Origin of the sequence: Vibrio kanaloae (assembly GCF_024347535.1) — a bacterium.
GTDB lineage: Bacteria > Pseudomonadota > Gammaproteobacteria > Enterobacterales > Vibrionaceae > Vibrio > Vibrio kanaloae.
Genome location: NZ_AP025498.1, coordinates 1,391,447 through 1,406,549, shown reverse-complemented (window position 1 = coordinate 1,406,549; position 15,103 = coordinate 1,391,447). Strand labels below are relative to the sequence as shown.

13 protein-coding genes are annotated in these 15,103 nt (G+C 43.1%); 6 read left to right on the top strand and 7 right to left on the bottom strand.

Annotated features, from left to right (window positions below; translation table 11 throughout):
* Positions 1-122 precede the first annotated feature (122 nt).
* Entirely contained in the window at positions 123-1,052 is a 930-nt protein-coding gene (gene yddG / locus OCV24_RS20440; protein ID WP_017058539.1) for an aromatic amino acid DMT transporter YddG, read from the top strand.
* Positions 1,053-1,102: 50 nt separating this feature from the next.
* Here yddG and OCV24_RS20435 read toward each other — a convergent pair whose 3' ends face one another.
* On the bottom strand, positions 1,103-1,999 hold the full coding sequence (locus tag OCV24_RS20435; protein WP_077681594.1) for a cation diffusion facilitator family transporter: 897 nt from the start codon (positions 1,997-1,999) through the stop codon (positions 1,103-1,105).
* A gap of 348 nt (positions 2,000-2,347) precedes the next feature.
* On the opposite strand from OCV24_RS20435, the gene OCV24_RS20430 reads away from it, so the two are divergent.
* Complete coding sequence (locus tag OCV24_RS20430; protein ID WP_017058537.1) at positions 2,348-2,698, top strand: hypothetical protein; 351 nt, start codon at positions 2,348-2,350, stop codon at positions 2,696-2,698.
* Positions 2,699-2,759: 61 nt separating this feature from the next.
* Here OCV24_RS20430 and OCV24_RS20425 read toward each other — a convergent pair whose 3' ends face one another.
* Positions 2,760-3,638 carry a LysR family transcriptional regulator gene (locus OCV24_RS20425; protein ID WP_017058536.1) on the bottom strand — a complete coding sequence of 293 codons (879 nt, stop codon included), beginning with the start codon at positions 3,636-3,638 and terminating at the stop codon, positions 2,760-2,762.
* A 161-nt stretch (positions 3,639-3,799) separates the two neighbouring features.
* Here OCV24_RS20425 and OCV24_RS20420 point away from each other — a divergent pair, with 161 nt between their 5' ends.
* The 3 genes from OCV24_RS20420 (at position 3,800) to OCV24_RS20410 (ending at position 7,214) form a co-directional block, all read left to right on the top strand.
* Positions 3,800-4,399, top strand: a complete 600-nt coding sequence (locus tag OCV24_RS20420) for a class I SAM-dependent DNA methyltransferase (protein WP_046223954.1) — start codon at positions 3,800-3,802, stop codon at positions 4,397-4,399.
* A gap of 293 nt (positions 4,400-4,692) precedes the next feature.
* On the top strand, positions 4,693-6,258 hold the full coding sequence (locus tag OCV24_RS20415; protein WP_046223953.1) for a YjjI family glycine radical enzyme: 1,566 nt from the start codon (positions 4,693-4,695) through the stop codon (positions 6,256-6,258).
* 41 nt (positions 6,259-6,299) lie between these two features.
* Complete coding sequence (locus tag OCV24_RS20410) at positions 6,300-7,214, top strand: YjjW family glycine radical enzyme activase (RefSeq protein ID WP_046223952.1); 915 nt, start codon at positions 6,300-6,302, stop codon at positions 7,212-7,214.
* Between the two features lie 67 nt (positions 7,215-7,281).
* Here the strand turns inward: OCV24_RS20410 and OCV24_RS20405 are convergent, their stop codons facing one another.
* The 5 genes from OCV24_RS20405 to yccS form a co-directional block, all read right to left on the bottom strand.
* Positions 7,282-8,193 (bottom strand): LysR family transcriptional regulator, encoded by a 912-nt coding sequence (locus tag OCV24_RS20405; RefSeq protein ID WP_150878927.1) that lies wholly within the window; start codon positions 8,191-8,193, stop codon positions 7,282-7,284.
* Positions 8,194-8,246: 53 nt separating this feature from the next.
* Complete coding sequence (locus OCV24_RS20400; RefSeq protein WP_029627310.1) at positions 8,247-9,506, bottom strand: hydroxymethylglutaryl-CoA reductase; 1,260 nt, start codon at positions 9,504-9,506, stop codon at positions 8,247-8,249.
* A gap of 183 nt (positions 9,507-9,689) precedes the next feature.
* On the bottom strand, positions 9,690-10,010 hold the full coding sequence (locus OCV24_RS20395; RefSeq protein ID WP_150878929.1) for a hypothetical protein: 321 nt from the start codon (positions 10,008-10,010) through the stop codon (positions 9,690-9,692).
* A gap of 121 nt (positions 10,011-10,131) precedes the next feature.
* Positions 10,132-10,317: a hypothetical protein gene (locus OCV24_RS20390; protein ID WP_017058529.1), complete on the bottom strand. Its 186-nt coding sequence runs from the start codon at positions 10,315-10,317 to the stop codon at positions 10,132-10,134.
* A gap of 327 nt (positions 10,318-10,644) precedes the next feature.
* Positions 10,645-12,828: a YccS family putative transporter gene (gene yccS / locus OCV24_RS20385; protein ID WP_017058528.1), complete on the bottom strand. Its 2,184-nt coding sequence runs from the start codon at positions 12,826-12,828 to the stop codon at positions 10,645-10,647.
* Positions 12,829-13,005: 177 nt separating this feature from the next.
* Here yccS and helD point away from each other — a divergent pair, with 177 nt between their 5' ends.
* The gene (gene helD, locus OCV24_RS20380; RefSeq protein ID WP_136979858.1) at positions 13,006-15,081 is read left to right on the top strand and encodes a DNA helicase IV; all 2,076 of its coding nucleotides are present in this window, start codon (positions 13,006-13,008) and stop codon (positions 15,079-15,081) included.
* The last annotated feature ends 22 nt before the right edge of the window (positions 15,082-15,103 follow it).

The window sequence follows — 15,103 nt, the reverse complement described above, 5'->3', positions numbered from 1 at the left end:
GTGCTCGGTTAATTTTTCTACTGGTTTATCATCTAGCTTAAAGCATAGATTGCAGCGTTGAAGCACAGTCGGCCCTGATGCTTGGCCCTGAAGAACCAAGGCAATGAATATAAGGAAGAGGTGTGCTGAAATCTCATCGCTATAGCTGCTACGGTATTACTGCCATTTTACTTTGGAGCTGCTTAATTGCACTGTCTCGTAGCGTTTCAGAACAACTGGGGCCCATTGGTGGCGCAGCCAGTCTTTATACGGTGAGCTCCCTGTTGTTGGTTTGTGTTATGGGACTACCTAAGCCGTCGCGCTTTTCTAAGTCATACTTGTTGATAGGCGGTGCTTTATTTGTTTGCTACGAGATCTTCTTGGCTTTGGCTTTGGGAATGGCAAACAATCGACATCAAGCCTTAGAAATGGCGGTGATCAATTACCTCTGGCCAGCATTGACAGTGTTGTTTGCGGTATTGTTGAGCGATAAAAAGATCAACTGGTTAGTTTATCCAAGTATCTTCTTGGCATTTTTTGGCGTGGCTTGGAGCATCAGCGGCGATCAGGGGCTTTCGGTCGACCAAATCGCGGCTAATATTGCGACGAATCCTAAAACCTATTCAATGGCATTTTTCGGAGCAATTATTTGGGCTGTGTATTGCAATTACACCCAACGGGTTGCTAAAGGTCAAAATGCGATTGTGTTTTTCTTTATCGCTACCGCGGTCACCCTGTGGATTAAATATGCACTGAGTGATGAAACCGGCATGGTAATGACAACGAGTGCGGCGATTGACTTAGTGCTTGCTGGGGCTTGTATGGGAGCAGGTTACGCACTTTGGAATACAGCAATATTAGGTGGCAATATGATGTTTCTGGCGACCATGTCGTATTTTACGCCAATCTTCTCTACCTTACTGTCTTCCGTGATTCTCGGTTTGTCATTGAGCATCACGTTTTGGCAGGGCGTGTGTATGGTGACGATTGGTTCGCTCGCTTGCTGGTGGGTAACCAGAGAAAAGCCGACATCAAAGGTGTCGGCTTCTAAAGAGGTTCAATCTTCCCTTTAATCTGATTTCACTTTGTACGTGAGGTTTGTCCTCATTTGTTAGGTAAAAGCTTAACTCGCGACATTGAGGTTCAATTGAAGCTCATAAGGCATCTTAGATAAGCGTCGCTTAAGTTTGCGGCGCGTTCGTTCAATATCATCGAACGCAATTGCTTGTTGGTCGTTGGTATGAATATCAACGTTAATTCTGAGTTCTGGGCCAACTTTAGTCACCCCCATCAGTTCTAAATTTTGATCCGCTTCTTTGTTTACCTCGACAACATTCTTATCCACCGCATCACAAATGTCTTTGGTTGCCGACATCATTAGAAGTTCACGCATTGCTTCGCGCAACATGTCAAACGGGACTTTGATGAAGTAGAAAGACATGATCAACATCATCACTGGGTCGGCATAAGCCGCATATGCTGACAGTGGAGAAAAAGTAACTAGCCAAGCAACTACGAACCCCGCGGTTACAGCCACACTCAACAATGTATCCATTTGCCATTGTTTTGACTCGGCTTGAATCAGGCCGGAAGAGATAGTTTTGCTCTTATTGGTGATGTACCACCAAGCGTAACCACAACCTAATACATTGACAATACCGAACAGAGTTGCGATAGAAGTATCAACTTCACGGCCACCCGTCATAAGGGCACCAATCGCAGAGTAAAGTGAGTAACTAACCACAAGCAGAATGACTAGGGCTTTTATCGCAATAACAATCGGTTCTATGATAGCTCGACCGAACGGGAACTCTCTATCTGAAGGGCGATTAATGTATTTTGAAGCAGCTAGTGACAATAAAGTTAACAGTAAGCTTATAAGAGAATAGACACCGTCAAAGACTATGACCAGAGAGCCAACGATAAGACCCAACACCAATCCGCCAATAGCGAAGCCTGATGCTAAAAGGGCTGAGAATAATAGTACTCGATTTTCGTTTTGGCTTTTCCTGTCACACATAAAATTTTCCAGATGTTTTTAATAGCCTCATTGTTCTGATATTGAGCTAACTTTACAAACCTTATATAGTGAAGTTGACAGTTTTTATCTAATCTTTAATTATAAATCATTAAAATTCAAATAGTTAATGTTGATTTGTGGTGCCAATTATATTGACGATGAGTGTTTGTTGATGATTCAGTACAACTGAAATGGGAACATTTATGGTTAATAAAACATATCGTTGGCAAATGTTGTATAGCTCTAGAAAATTAAGCGATACTCCAATAAAGGCTCAGGGTTATAGTGCGATCAATAAATTGTTCAAGCTTTAACGAAATGGTATGAATTTCAAAGGAATGGGTAAATATGAAGTTTGACAATCTTAGCGATAGTGAATTATGGGGCATTGCTAAACCAATTATGGATAACCTGATGGAGGGCTCAACAAAAATTGATCATGCACAGCACAGCCGAGATTTTACGCAGAGGATGAAGGATATTGTTACGCCTGAATATCTGGAAAAGGTGTGTCGCTATTATCAGCACAGCAACGGATTTTTTGCTGAACGTGAGCCAGTTGCGCTATTCAGACGATCTGATTCCATCGCCTTTGTTTGGAAGCAAGCGTATACCATTGCTAAAGGCGAGTTTGTCGCCGAAATGGTACTGGTTGAAGAAGATGGACGTTACATGGTTGATCACGTTATGGTTTTCTAAGGAGAGGGCGTGTTAGCTGTCGTATAATTTTACGTATTGAGATAGAAAAAAACCTGGTAGCCTAGAAATCAAATAGATAATCACTGATTTGATCCGCTAACCAACTCATACCTGGATGCTCAGCCATTCCCGCAGCTGTAAACATACAGTAATCTTCTTGCGTTAGACCGTAAGTATGCTTAATAACAGCCAACTCTTGTTCACGAAGTAAGTGGCGAATCAATGGTTCAGGCAATACGCCCCAAGCGTTTTCACGTAGAATAGTATCCAACATAAAGTCGAAGCTAGAAAAGCCGATGTGGCGACGCGAGAAGGGCTCAAGCTCAGGGTTATCTTTTTCATTGAGATAAACCATTGTTACTTGCATCGAATTTCTCAACACTTCATCAGATACACGTCGCATCACACTCAGGTCGTGTCCTTTTTTACATACAGACATCATTCTAATCTTACCAAGTGGGTTGTAGATTATTCTTGGATCATCAACACGCTCGTAATCGACACCAAACGCGAAATCGACTTGCTGGGTTTCGACTAGGTTGGCTAAGTCACCACTCGATGCAAGAACGAAGTTGAATGAGGTGGAAGGATACTTCTTGTTGAGTGCATGTGATAAGTCCTGCCACATTGCATCGGGTAATGAATCGTCGCGAGCGATCCATATCTCCGCATTGAATTCACCTGATACATAGAGACAAGTTTGCTTAATGCGAGCTACCGTCACCAAAATGCCTTCGCAATCTTTATAGATGGCTTTGCCTGCTTCAGAAAGCTCAACGTGGTTTCCGCTGCGCACAAACAGTTCGATATCTAACTCTTTCTCTAAGGCTTTAATCGACATGCTAAGTTTAGTTCGGTTGCATTCTAACTGACGTGCAGCTTCAGAGACGGATCCTAAATCAGCAACAGAACAAAAGGCTTGGACTTGAGAAAGGTTCATTTCATTTCCATATTGAGCGGGAGTAGGCACATATTATCTGAATATTGTGCTGACTATCTTAGAAATAGTCCATCTTTGCATGATAACTCTATGACGAATTGGCTAATTTGGTTTATTCTGTGCGTGTTCCGAACCTACAAGAAGTAAAGATGGAGGCCATGATGGCGAAACAATGGGACGAGTACGCACCTGACTGGGATAAAGATCCCGCAACTGTAGTATTCGCACAGTCCGTATTTGACCAGTTGACACAGCTCGTTGATTTGAACGGAACCCGTGTCCTTGATTTTGGTTGTGGTACAGGACTACTCAGCCAAAAAATATCTCCTTTTGCAAAAGAGGTCATCGCGCTTGATATCTCTGAAGGGATGATCGAAGAGCTAGATAAAAAAGAGCTAACCAATGTTGAAGCTGTTGTCGATATTCTATCGCGCGGGCTTGCGGCGCAGCATCCAGCCTTCAGAAATCAATTTGATGTAGTCGTAGCGTCTTCGGTATGTGGTTTTATTCCGAATTTACAAGACACTGTCAGTTTGATTTATACGTTGCTCGAAAACGATGGCATTTTTGTTCACTGGGATTGGCACCTTGAAAACGACGATGAAGATTATGGCATCAGTCTAGAGCGTTCAAAAAATGTTCTAGGTGCTGCTGGTTTCTCTGTTGTTGAAGTATCAACACCGTTCTCAATTGACACTCCGCAAGGACCTTTAAAGGTATTGATGGGGGTTGGTCGTAAACAAGTGCTCCCTCACCTTTAACAGATACTGTCTCTCGTCTCTTTCTCTATAGCGTGAACTATAAATAACAAAGCTCACATTAACGGTCTCATGACCAGTTATGTGGGTTTTTTGTTTTGACCCGTTTGTGTTTCAAGATAAATGACTAGATTTGTACTTACAGAGCTCTGTTGTTTATTCGTTTAGCTTTCATTATTTTTCTATTCAATAATACCGAATTTCCATTTTGGAAATATAGTCTTTCATACCTTTCATTAGTGGAAACTTAAAATATAGGTGTAGAATAAACCCATAATAAAATAGAGGGTTTAATCATGAGCCACCAGCCTGCGCCATCTACTTCTTCACCACTTTCAGATCAACAACAACGCTTTAGCACTATCATTTCAGATGCCAATCTGTCTCCAAAACAGAAATCGCACTATCTTGCCTTAGAAGCTGAAGCGAGCCTGCCGTATATGTCGGTAAGCAATGAAGTAGAGCAAGCCTTACAAGAAGGTGTGCTATGTGACATGTTTGAAGGTCACGCCCCATTTAAGCCGCGCTATGTACTTCCAGACTATTCTAAATACTTACATCAAGGCTCAAAGTATTTAGAGCTTAGCGCGGCAACTAATTTCGACGAAGCATTGAACATGCTGACCATCCTTTATCATCACGTTCCATCAGTGACTTCCATTCCGGTTTACTTAGGTCAACTGGACGATGTATTGATGCCTTTCGTTGGCGACTTAACGGAAGAGCAGATTTATCAAAAGCTTAAGCTGTTCTGGATCATGCTGGATCGCACACTGCCAGATGCCTTCATGCACGTCAATATCGGCCCGACAGATAATATTATTTGCCGTACGATTTTGCGCGTAGATGCTGAACTGAAGCAGATCGCGCCAAACCTGACCTTTATGTATGACCCAACTGTCACTCCTGATGATCTGCTTCGTCACGCGGCGAGCAATATCTGTGAATGCAGTAAACCGCACATTGCCAACTATCCAGCGCATGCCGAAGCTTACGGCGACAAGCGTTTTGGCATTGTAAGCTGCTATAACTCTCTGCCTTTAGCGGGTGGTTCAAACACCTTAGTGCGTATGAACCTTAAGCAAGTGGCGTTGAAGTGTCAGGATAGTGATGATTTCTTACAGCACGTATTGCCTAACTACAGTGACATCATGGTCGAACTGATGAACGCGCGTAGCCGTTTCTTACATGAAGAGTCTAACTTCTTCGAAGGTTTCTTGACCAAAGAAGGTTTGATCGAAGAAGACCGCTTTGCGCCAATGTTTGGTATTTATGGCATGGCGGAAGCCGTTAACATCTTGATGGAAAAAGAAGGCAAAGCAGGGCGCTATGGCCACGATGAACAGGCTAATAAACTCGGTTACCGTATCTCTGAAAAACTGGCTGAGATCGTTGATAGCTCTGAAGTGAAGTATGGGCTGGAAGGCCGGGCTCTGTTGCACGCTCAAGGCGGTATCAGCTTAGATGAAGATGTAACACCAGGTGTGCGTATTCCTTATGGTTCGGAGCCAGATCCTGTCGCTTATGTTCGTGCTACAGCAGATCACCACAAGTTTTACACCTCGGGTATCAGTGACATTCTGACCATCGAGGAAACAGTGAAATCTAACCCTGAAGCGATGTTCAACCTGTGTAAAGGCGCGATTCAAGCGGGCTACCGTGAATTTACCGCTAACGTGGCATCAAACGACTTGGTTCGTGTGACGGGTTACATGATTAAGCTTTCAGACATTGCTAAATATGACGAGCGAGGCTCTCGCACTAACACGACTTTCTTAGGAGCCGAAGCTGCGAAGAACACGGGTATCTTAGAGCGTAAACCTCGTGTGGCGAGCTTAGAGATGTCGCCAATGTACGAATAAAACCTTAATCTAACTATATCCATAACCAAACAATATCAATAATGAAAATTTCTGATCTAACAACTCAAATGGCTAGGGTTAATAACAATAAGACAGAAAAACAAGCGAAGGTCAGCCGTGTGCTGACCTTTTCTTGTGTTGATGGGCCGGGAAATCGTCTAGTACTGTTTCTACAAGGCTGTAATTTTGATTGTATTACTTGTCATAACCCACACACCATTAATCACTGTAATCATTGTGGGGACTGCGTCAGCGGGTGTCCAAGCGGTGCACTAAGCGTTGTTGATGGCAAAGTGAAGTGGGCTCCGTCTGCCTGTACCAATTGCGATCAGTGCATTGATATCTGTAATCATAAATCGAGTCCGAGAATTACATCGATGACGGTCTCGGAGGTACTTGAACTCGTTAGGCACAATCAATTTTTCTTGAGTGGTATTACCGTTTCGGGCGGTGAAGCGACCATGCAACTGCCGTTTATTATCGAATTGTTTCAAGCAATCAAAAGCGATTCGCAGTTAGCACACTTAACGTGTTTTATTGACAGTAATGGTTCGCTGCCACAACAAGGGTGGGAAAAAGTGTTGCCTTTCCTTGATGGCGCGATGATTGACTTAAAGTCATGGCAATCGGAAACCCATCTATGGTTAGTTGGCAGAGGGAATCATAGGGTGTTTGAAACCATTAACTACCTTGCAGATAAAGGAAAACTACACGAAGTTAGGTTGCTGCATATCCCCAATAAAAGTGACCTCGATATTGAGGTAGAGCAGGTCGGTTATTACTTAAAAGGCTTGCCAAGTGATGTTCGTATTCGATTGAATGCCTTTCAACATCATGGCGTAATTGGTGAAGCATTAGAGTGGTCTAAATGTACAGAGCAACAAATGCAGAGCTTTCACGACAAGCTCTACGCTATCGTTCAAAGGCAGATGCAAACACCTGAGGTTTATACCTAATCTTTTATTAAAATCGAGTCTTTTATAAACACTAGTCTCGTTAGTTAGATCGGCTTCTAGCACAATCCTAGGCTTCTAAGAACAAGTCACACAGCCATTTGATCGCTTGGTCATTCATGTTTGGTTTGTTCCATACTAGGCTGTACGCCACCTTACCGTAATCAAAAGGAAGTGGCTTACTCACTAAGCCTTGTGCTTGTTTTGCATTTTCAGCCCACTGTTTAGAGCAAGTGAACAAGAACGGTGTGTGGTGACATAACACCGCCGCAGCACCGAAATCTGCTACCGATATTGCCACCTTTCTTGGCTGGTGGCATTGAACTAGATTTTGTTCAAAGTAAGGCTGAGACAGTTCGTTGTCTAGGATCCCAATATGTTTATGGTTTAAGTAACCTTCAACAGTCAGTTCCTGTCGGGCAAGTGGGTGGTGTGCGCCCATGAAGCAAACCATTTCATCTTGAAGTATGGTTTTCCAGACTAATTCTTTGTTGTTTGTCGGGGGTTGAGAAATGTCATGAGGCAGTAGAACCAAATTGATCTTGCCACTTAATAATGCATCGAAGCCGAGTTGTTGTTTTGAATAGATAGTTAGCTTGGCTTTGGGGGCGAGTTCCGTCGTTATTCTGCTTATCTTCGAGGCGAACACCTCAAAGGTACTTTCACGCATCGAAAGTGAAAAGTTGCCTTGGTAATCTTGCGGGGCAAAGCTTTTTTGATGAAGTAAGCCGTTCATACTGGCTAGAATTGCATGTACAGTAGGAGCGATTTTCAGTGCAAATGGTGTCGGAATCAACTTGGTGCCATCTCTATAGAATAGCTCATCATCTAAGATGTCACGCAGTTGAGAAAGGTTTTTACTCACACTTGAAGGGCTCACACAAAGCTGCTCAGAAGTTTGAGTAACACTATGAGTGTCCAGCATAATATGAAGTGCAGTGAGGTGCTTAAGGTTCACTCTCGATAAATGTAAGTAATCCATTTACAACTCACTCAATACTTGGACAGTTTAGGTTTTAAGGTTTGTAACCGAAATTAGCGTGCTAACTTGTGATGAGCTCGCGAGAAATGACCCGCACAGAAAGCACCGACAATAGAAAGTTCTCCTGCTAAACACAGCACCGCGCAAACTTCTGCTAACGCTTGTGACTTTCCGTTGCCATGTAACCCTAATAGATCTAAACAAGCTTTTTGACTAGGGAGGCTTGTACCGCCACCAACCGTACCCAGCATCAAGTTCGGCAGTGTAACACTAGCGTAAAGTCCGCCTTCTTTATTTAGCTCCATACGCGTCATACCAATCGCAGATTCAGCAACACACGCCGCGTCTTGGCCACAAGCGATATAAAGTGCAGCCAGTGCATTAGCATAATGGGCATTAATACCGATAGTACCACTCAAAGCGCCACCCACTGTAGTCATTTGGCCAAATTGGACCATCTTCTCTGGTGTGGTGTGTAGATACTTTGCGATAACCTCAGCAGGAATATTGATTTCAGCGGTTACCTTTTTACCACGAACGCTGCGTAAGGTTTGGGTATTGGCTTTCTTATCACCCGACAAATTACCATCAAGGAAAGCATGCTCGGGTTTAACCGGCGTGTTTTCTATGATGTACTCAAATACTGCATTAGTGGCAATTGTCACCATGTTCTGACCAGAAGCATCTCCAGTTAGGAATTCAAACACCAAGTAAACATGGTTGCCTTCGATGTTGATATTGATGTCGGTAAGTCTGCCATGTGAAGTGGTGGCTTCTGCCAAGGCTTTAAACTGTTCATATTGAGTAACAGCCCAAGCAACAAACTGTCCCGCTTCAACTAACCCTCGGAATGCAAAACCAGGGGTACGTGTTACACCTTCATTGAGCAACATCGCACTTGCGCCACCACAAGCGGTGATCAGCTTTGAACCACGGTTGTAAGACGCAACAAGTGCAGCTTCCGTCGTTGCAAGCGGCACCAAATAATCGCCCTCAGCAAACAGACCATTCACTCTTAGTGGGCCAGATATACCGACAGGCACTTTCACTGTTCCAATAAAGTGCTCGATGTTTTTTTCATAAGCTTGAATCTGACTTTCAGTATGAGTATCGAGCAGCTCTTGTTGTGATTCTGCGTTATTAAGGGCCGCCCAGCGACGTGTAAGGTTTTTTTCTGTCAGATAGGGGCTCGGTGTCAGCTTGTTTACTGGCTTTTCAAAGTGAGGTTGAAGCTTTTTTTCTAATTCGTCTGCGGAGATGTCGCCTCCTAAAATAGAAACATAGTCACGGCGATGCAGATTTAGTTTTGGCATAAATAGTATGAAGTGAAGTTTGTGCAGCAAATTGGTTTGCGCTGATTCTACCGAGTAATAAGCCAGAAACAAGCGTCAGATATAATGAGTTACAGTTTGTGTGCTTATCGTGTCAAAAAGCGTCAAAAATCGTTGAATCAAACTGGTTTAGAACATCAAAAAAGTACGAAATGTAAGTGTAGTTTAGATATGGATGTCTAGAAGACTGCCGATAGCTTCGTTTTGACGATCAACGACACTCGCACCAACACGGTTATAATTGGCACTTTGGGTCAGCTTGAGTAAGGGATCACTCGAGGGCGAAACGGGTTCTGGTTCTTTGTCTTTAAACGAAGTGGATTGCTCAGACTCTACTTGGTTAAAGCTGAGATCACTGCTTTTGAAAGCATCATCGGAGTTTGGAACGTTTTTGGAGGCTTGGTTGAGCTCGATAGCGGCTTCTTCAGCCATTTTGGTTGACTGCTGAATAATGGCGTAACCAGATTGAATACCAGATATCGACATAGCAGAACCTTTAATTGACGTATTGATTAAGTCTAGGTGGACTATATTTTGAGCGCAATGGTTAAGGAATGATATTTATAGTGAAACGGTATACTTAAGCTAAAATAGTGACGTCTGTCTATTAACTGAACAGGTCGTTTAGTACATTTAGCTCTTCATCGGTAAGAAGAGTTTGCTTTTCCGTTTCAAGATTACCATCGATCTCCCCTTGCAGCGCCTTTAATTGCTGCGGGTTAAGATGCTGTATCTGTTGTTTGAACGCTTCAAATTGTTGTGTATTCATAATGTGACCTTGCTTCAAATCCATATGCTTAGTTGAGCATAGACTACTGATTCAGGAAATCAAACAAGATTAAGTGAATATTATTTGAAGTTTGCAGTTTCCTAAAATTAAGACAACTATAAATCTATTTGGTCGTTTTTTGTCCGGGAAGTGTTAGGCAAAGTTATAGTTTTGTCAGTTAAAATCAAAAAATTATTTATAATGTAAAAGCGATTCAGCCCTTTCACAACAAGGGTAGGAAAGTTGTTGCTCTACCTATTTTGGGGGTTGGTAGAGCAATATATAACTATACGTAATGATTGAAATTTGAGCGATTGGTGCTATCTGTCTATTTTTACAGCACTTTGTTCATCAAGAAGTTTCCTTGTTGATGTATTTATTAATGTTGACTTTAAATGCAAACTTGGTCGCTAAAGTATGCAGTTCCGGAAGCATTCGATAAATTAAATGCAGCTGTTGTAGAACCATTCTAACAGACCCCTCATCTTCTTCTCGCCACTCACTCAAGCGCTTATCAAGTTCAGGATCATAGGTATTTTTGATTTCACATTGCTCATGGTAGGAATAGAGCTGGTCATTCAGAGCGTCGAGGTGATCATGTATGACACGATGTGCATCCAACACAAGTTTATGTGTGGATTCGTCATCAATACGAGTTCTATGAGCACCTAATGCAGAAATATAGCTCAACAGAGCGTGATTGAGGGTCAGAAATCGAAAGCTATCGTCTTCAGAAGTACGATATTTATCAGGCTCAGCTAGCATACTGCTAATGACCAGAGTTAGATTAGCGTCGTTATTGTGTGCACTGCGACGAGCGATACGATAATTCAAAGTGTCTTTTTTTCCGACGCGGTATTGGCCAATGATTTGGTCTAAGTAATTTTTATTGGAATCGAGAGCATCGGCCATGACCTTGTGCAGTCGCTTTGATTGCCAATCTGGCAACACGTAAACCACTGCGAGCACGGCTAGGGCACACCCAATAAACGTATCCGCTAGCCTTGGCAGTACCACGGCATAACCTTCGCCGAGCTGATTAAAGCAGAATAATACCAGCAATGTGATGAAGCTTGTTGCGAAGCCGTAATTATTGATGCGAAACGCAAAGAACATAACACCACTGATAACAATGAATACTAACTGGCTTTCTTGAGAAGGGAAGAAGGTCAGTAGTGGAACGCCTATCAACAAGCCAGCCACAGTTCCGATAACGCGGGCCGTCAGCTTTTTTCGTGTGGCACTGTAGTTTGGTTGGCACACAAACAATGTAGTAAGTAAGATCCAATAACCACGTTCAATATCAAAGCCTTGGATGATGCCATAGCCGAGCGTTAGAGTGATTGCCAACCGAATTGCGTGACGAAACAACATGGAATCTTTGTGTAGGTTGGCTCTGATTTTCTGCCACATTGCGGTTAATGTGTGTGGATTCGTATCGTCCAAGACTCCTTCCTCTAACTTTTCGGCGTCTGGATTACTGATATTCGACAGTTGTTTTTCAACGGTTGCTAGGTTATCGAATAAGTAACCTAGTTGGTTTAGCAGTGGTTTCCATTCTGTCTTGTTCTGTTGGTGTAAATGATTGAGTGAAGACATCAGCTCATCAAGTGCCAGTACAGACTTATTGCCATGCTGGTACACAGCCCCAACCTTGAGTGAACTTGCCACTTCTTTGCATGCGGTTGCTTGTGACTCTAGTAGATACTTAAAGCGGAACAACACATCAGATCGTTCGAAATGTTTCGCGAGTTCTTGATAGCGATAGTGGGTGGAACTCACACGCTCATGAATGTCTTGCGCGATAAAATAAGTATTTAAGAATCGGTCACTCGGGCCATCAATGTGTCCACGCTTTGAGCGGTTAAGCAACGTCGCTTTACACATGTTGAGTGCATTAACGGTACTGGCATTCAGCTTGGCCTCGATAATACGGTGTGGCTGAGGGATAAGGTCAGAAACAGGGTAAAATAGCTCTGCTTTAGAGTCCATGTAGGTTCCAATTTGATCAAATACCGTTGCAAGGTTTTGCTGTACCGGTTGCATTGGCCATATAATCTGCCAAATCATAGACATAAAGTAATACCAAGCTGCCCCCGTTAATAGCAGCAGTGGTTGAAACCATAGGTTAGTGCTTTCGTGGGCGCCAAGCATTGCATAGATGGCTATCAACAAAGAGCCAAATGCGATACTTGCGTATTTCGGTCCAATAGCGCCAAGCATAATGAACGAGAATGTTGATGCGAAAAGACCTAATGCGAACAACCAAGGTGTGTTGAAGAGTAGCTCAATGGAAAAGGCGGCGATCGCAAAACAGATAAACGTAAGAGTGAGTGCCTTTAAGCGACCCGTAAAGCTGTCGTCACTTTCAGCTAGTGCAGCAGCAATAACCCCTAAAATTAAAGGCGTGATGAGTGTGTTTAGTTCATAATACCAAGCAGGAATAACAACACCCAGTAGAGTGATGAGAATTAACACGCTGTAATTGATGGTTTTATTCGCCCAATAGAGGCGTAATTTGACAGAGAAGTCCACAGTCGCTCACTTAATACACTAAAACCATAATCCTAACAGAAATCAAGCACAAGAATTTGATACTTATCCATAATTGTCCCTAGGTGGTCATGAAAACGTCGATAAGATGTGAGACATTATTAATTCTCTTTGCATCATGATATAAATTCAACATTCCCAATTAAAGAGCACGCTCCAATGCAGCTAAGCGCTAACAAGACTGCACAGTTTTTTATTCAAAATGAATATCATCAAGTTGAACTTGATGGTCCACGCCTATTGCTATCTTCAGTAGGCAGTGAAGAACGTATCCCGTTTACTATTTGGAGTGGCAAGGTCGCGATAAAGCGTGGGTTGTTTTGGGGATCATTGCAGTTCTTTGCGAATCAGCAAGATGGCAAACAGCGCAGTTGGTTAGTACAAGGCCTACCTTGGGAGCAGTGTCGTCAATTTGCACGTGTATCGGTTGCTGCGTATCAGAGGTGGCATAATACACAGTGTGAGCAACTTGCTGAACACGTCCCTCAATGGGAAACAGAACTGACACGCCTTGAGCAACTTCCTGCTTTTCTTCCTCATTCAAAAGTTAACTCCTGGGTCGACATGGTTCACTCGGATTTACAAAGTATGCCCATGACGCTAGAAGAAGCCGCTCAACGTATGCCGCACCGCATCGCTCGAATGCAGCCATGGTTGTCTGAAACGGAGAGCAAGCAAGCTGATAGAAACCAGCAATGGATAGAGACAGAAAGAAAAAATTGGGAAGTGCTGTTTGCTCAGTGTGAGTCATCTCCTCTGAACTTATCGCAGCAATACGCAGTATTAATGAACGATGATCATAACCTTATTCTAGCGGGTGCTGGCTCGGGTAAAACCAGTGTTCTAACCGCTCGTGTTGCTTATCTATTGCAAAGCCACCAAGCTCAAGCTGAAGAACTTCTATTACTTGCATTTGGGCGTGAAGCCGCTGATGAGATGAAACAGCGGCTCGCCAGCAAGATTGGATTATCAGCGGAGAAGGTACAAGTTAGTACTTTCCACCAATTAGGTTTGAAGATCCTAAATGAAGTTGAAACTGAACGTGTCGTTATTTCTCCGCTGGCATTAGACGACAATCAACGCCAAGCATGGTGTATTGATTGGTTGAAAAAGCACTGGATGACACCCACTAATTTCAAGCGTTGGCAAAAGCACCTGTCTAAATGGCCAATTGCTTATCTTACTGGTGATGATGAGCTTGGCAGTCACGTATCGAATCTTAAATTGATTGCTTGGTTAGAAAAACAACTTGAGCAGCTTAACGCGTCGGGCTTATCGAAGAAAGAAGTACAGCAACAGCTCATCGACCACCGAGATTATACGCGCTTAAATAGTGAACTCTCATTGTGTTGGCCATGTGTGACAGCGTGGCAAAAGGAACTGAAAGAACAGAATCATATAGACTTCTCAATCATGATCAGCCGTGCGACTCAATACGTCGAAAAGGGTAAATTTATCTCACCATGGAAGTTCATCATGATCGATGAATACCAAGATATCTCACCCGATCGTCTTGCTTTGGTTGAAGCGCTGTGTAATCAGTCGCAAGCTCAGCACCAAGCGTCTATTTTTGCTGTGGGCGATGACTGGCAGTCTATTTATCAGTTTGCGGGGGCCGATGTTGATTTAACAACGGGCTTTAAGGACCGCTTTGAAAGCTCGACTATTCATCACCTAGATACCACTTATCGATTTAACAATCAGCTCGGTGCGGTTGCCAATCGCTTTGTACAAGAAAATCCAATTCAGATTCCGAAAGAACTGAACAGCTTCAAGCAACAGAAGCAGAAAGCGGTGTACAGTGCGCCAAGTAAAGAAGTTGAGAAGATCCTTGACCATTTGAACCGTCAATCTAAAGGTAAAACCAAAAAATCAGTGATGCTGCTTGGTCGCAACCACTATCACAAACCAGAGTTGTTAGATGATTGGAAAAAGATCTATACCTCGATCGATCTTCATTTTATGACCTGTCATGCGAGTAAGGGTAAAGAAGCCGACTTCGTGATTATTCTTTGTGTTGATGAAGGGCAGTTTCCGGCGAAAAAGAAACAACTGCATATTGATGGCGCGTTGACTGAGTCATCAGATGTGTTTCCTTATGCCGAAGAGAGACGCCTATTTTACGTGGCAATGACGCGTGCTAAAGAGAAGGTATGGATTACGCATAGCGGTGATGGTTCTGGCTTTGTGCAAGAGCTTCACGGTTCTGATTACCCTGTGATACGCAAAAAGTAATATACCTTGTCGTTATCGTCTA

What these genes read in the sequence shown, in the direction of transcription:
- OCV24_RS20390 (WP_017058529.1), bottom strand. Translation starts at nt 10,317, where the DNA reads ATGGATTTGAAGCAAGGTCACATTATGAATACACAACAATTTGAAGCG.
- OCV24_RS20405 (WP_150878927.1), bottom strand. Translation starts at nt 8,193, where the DNA reads ATGGATTACTTACATTTATCGAGAGTGAACCTTAAGCACCTCACTGCA.
- OCV24_RS20425 (WP_017058536.1), bottom strand. Translation starts at nt 3,638, where the DNA reads ATGAACCTTTCTCAAGTCCAAGCCTTTTGTTCTGTTGCTGATTTAGGA.
- OCV24_RS20395 (WP_150878929.1), bottom strand. Translation starts at nt 10,010, where the DNA reads ATGTCGATATCTGGTATTCAATCTGGTTACGCCATTATTCAGCAGTCA.
- helD (WP_136979858.1), top strand. Translation starts at nt 13,006, where the DNA reads ATGCAGCTAAGCGCTAACAAGACTGCACAGTTTTTTATTCAAAATGAA.
- OCV24_RS20435 (WP_077681594.1), bottom strand. Translation starts at nt 1,999, where the DNA reads ATGTGTGACAGGAAAAGCCAAAACGAAAATCGAGTACTATTATTCTCA.
- OCV24_RS20410 (WP_046223952.1), top strand. Translation starts at nt 6,300, where the DNA reads ATGAAAATTTCTGATCTAACAACTCAAATGGCTAGGGTTAATAACAAT.
- OCV24_RS20415 (WP_046223953.1), top strand. Translation starts at nt 4,693, where the DNA reads ATGAGCCACCAGCCTGCGCCATCTACTTCTTCACCACTTTCAGATCAA.
- OCV24_RS20400 (WP_029627310.1), bottom strand. Translation starts at nt 9,506, where the DNA reads ATGCCAAAACTAAATCTGCATCGCCGTGACTATGTTTCTATTTTAGGA.
- OCV24_RS20430 (WP_017058537.1), top strand. Translation starts at nt 2,348, where the DNA reads ATGAAGTTTGACAATCTTAGCGATAGTGAATTATGGGGCATTGCTAAA.
- OCV24_RS20420 (WP_046223954.1), top strand. Translation starts at nt 3,800, where the DNA reads ATGGCGAAACAATGGGACGAGTACGCACCTGACTGGGATAAAGATCCC.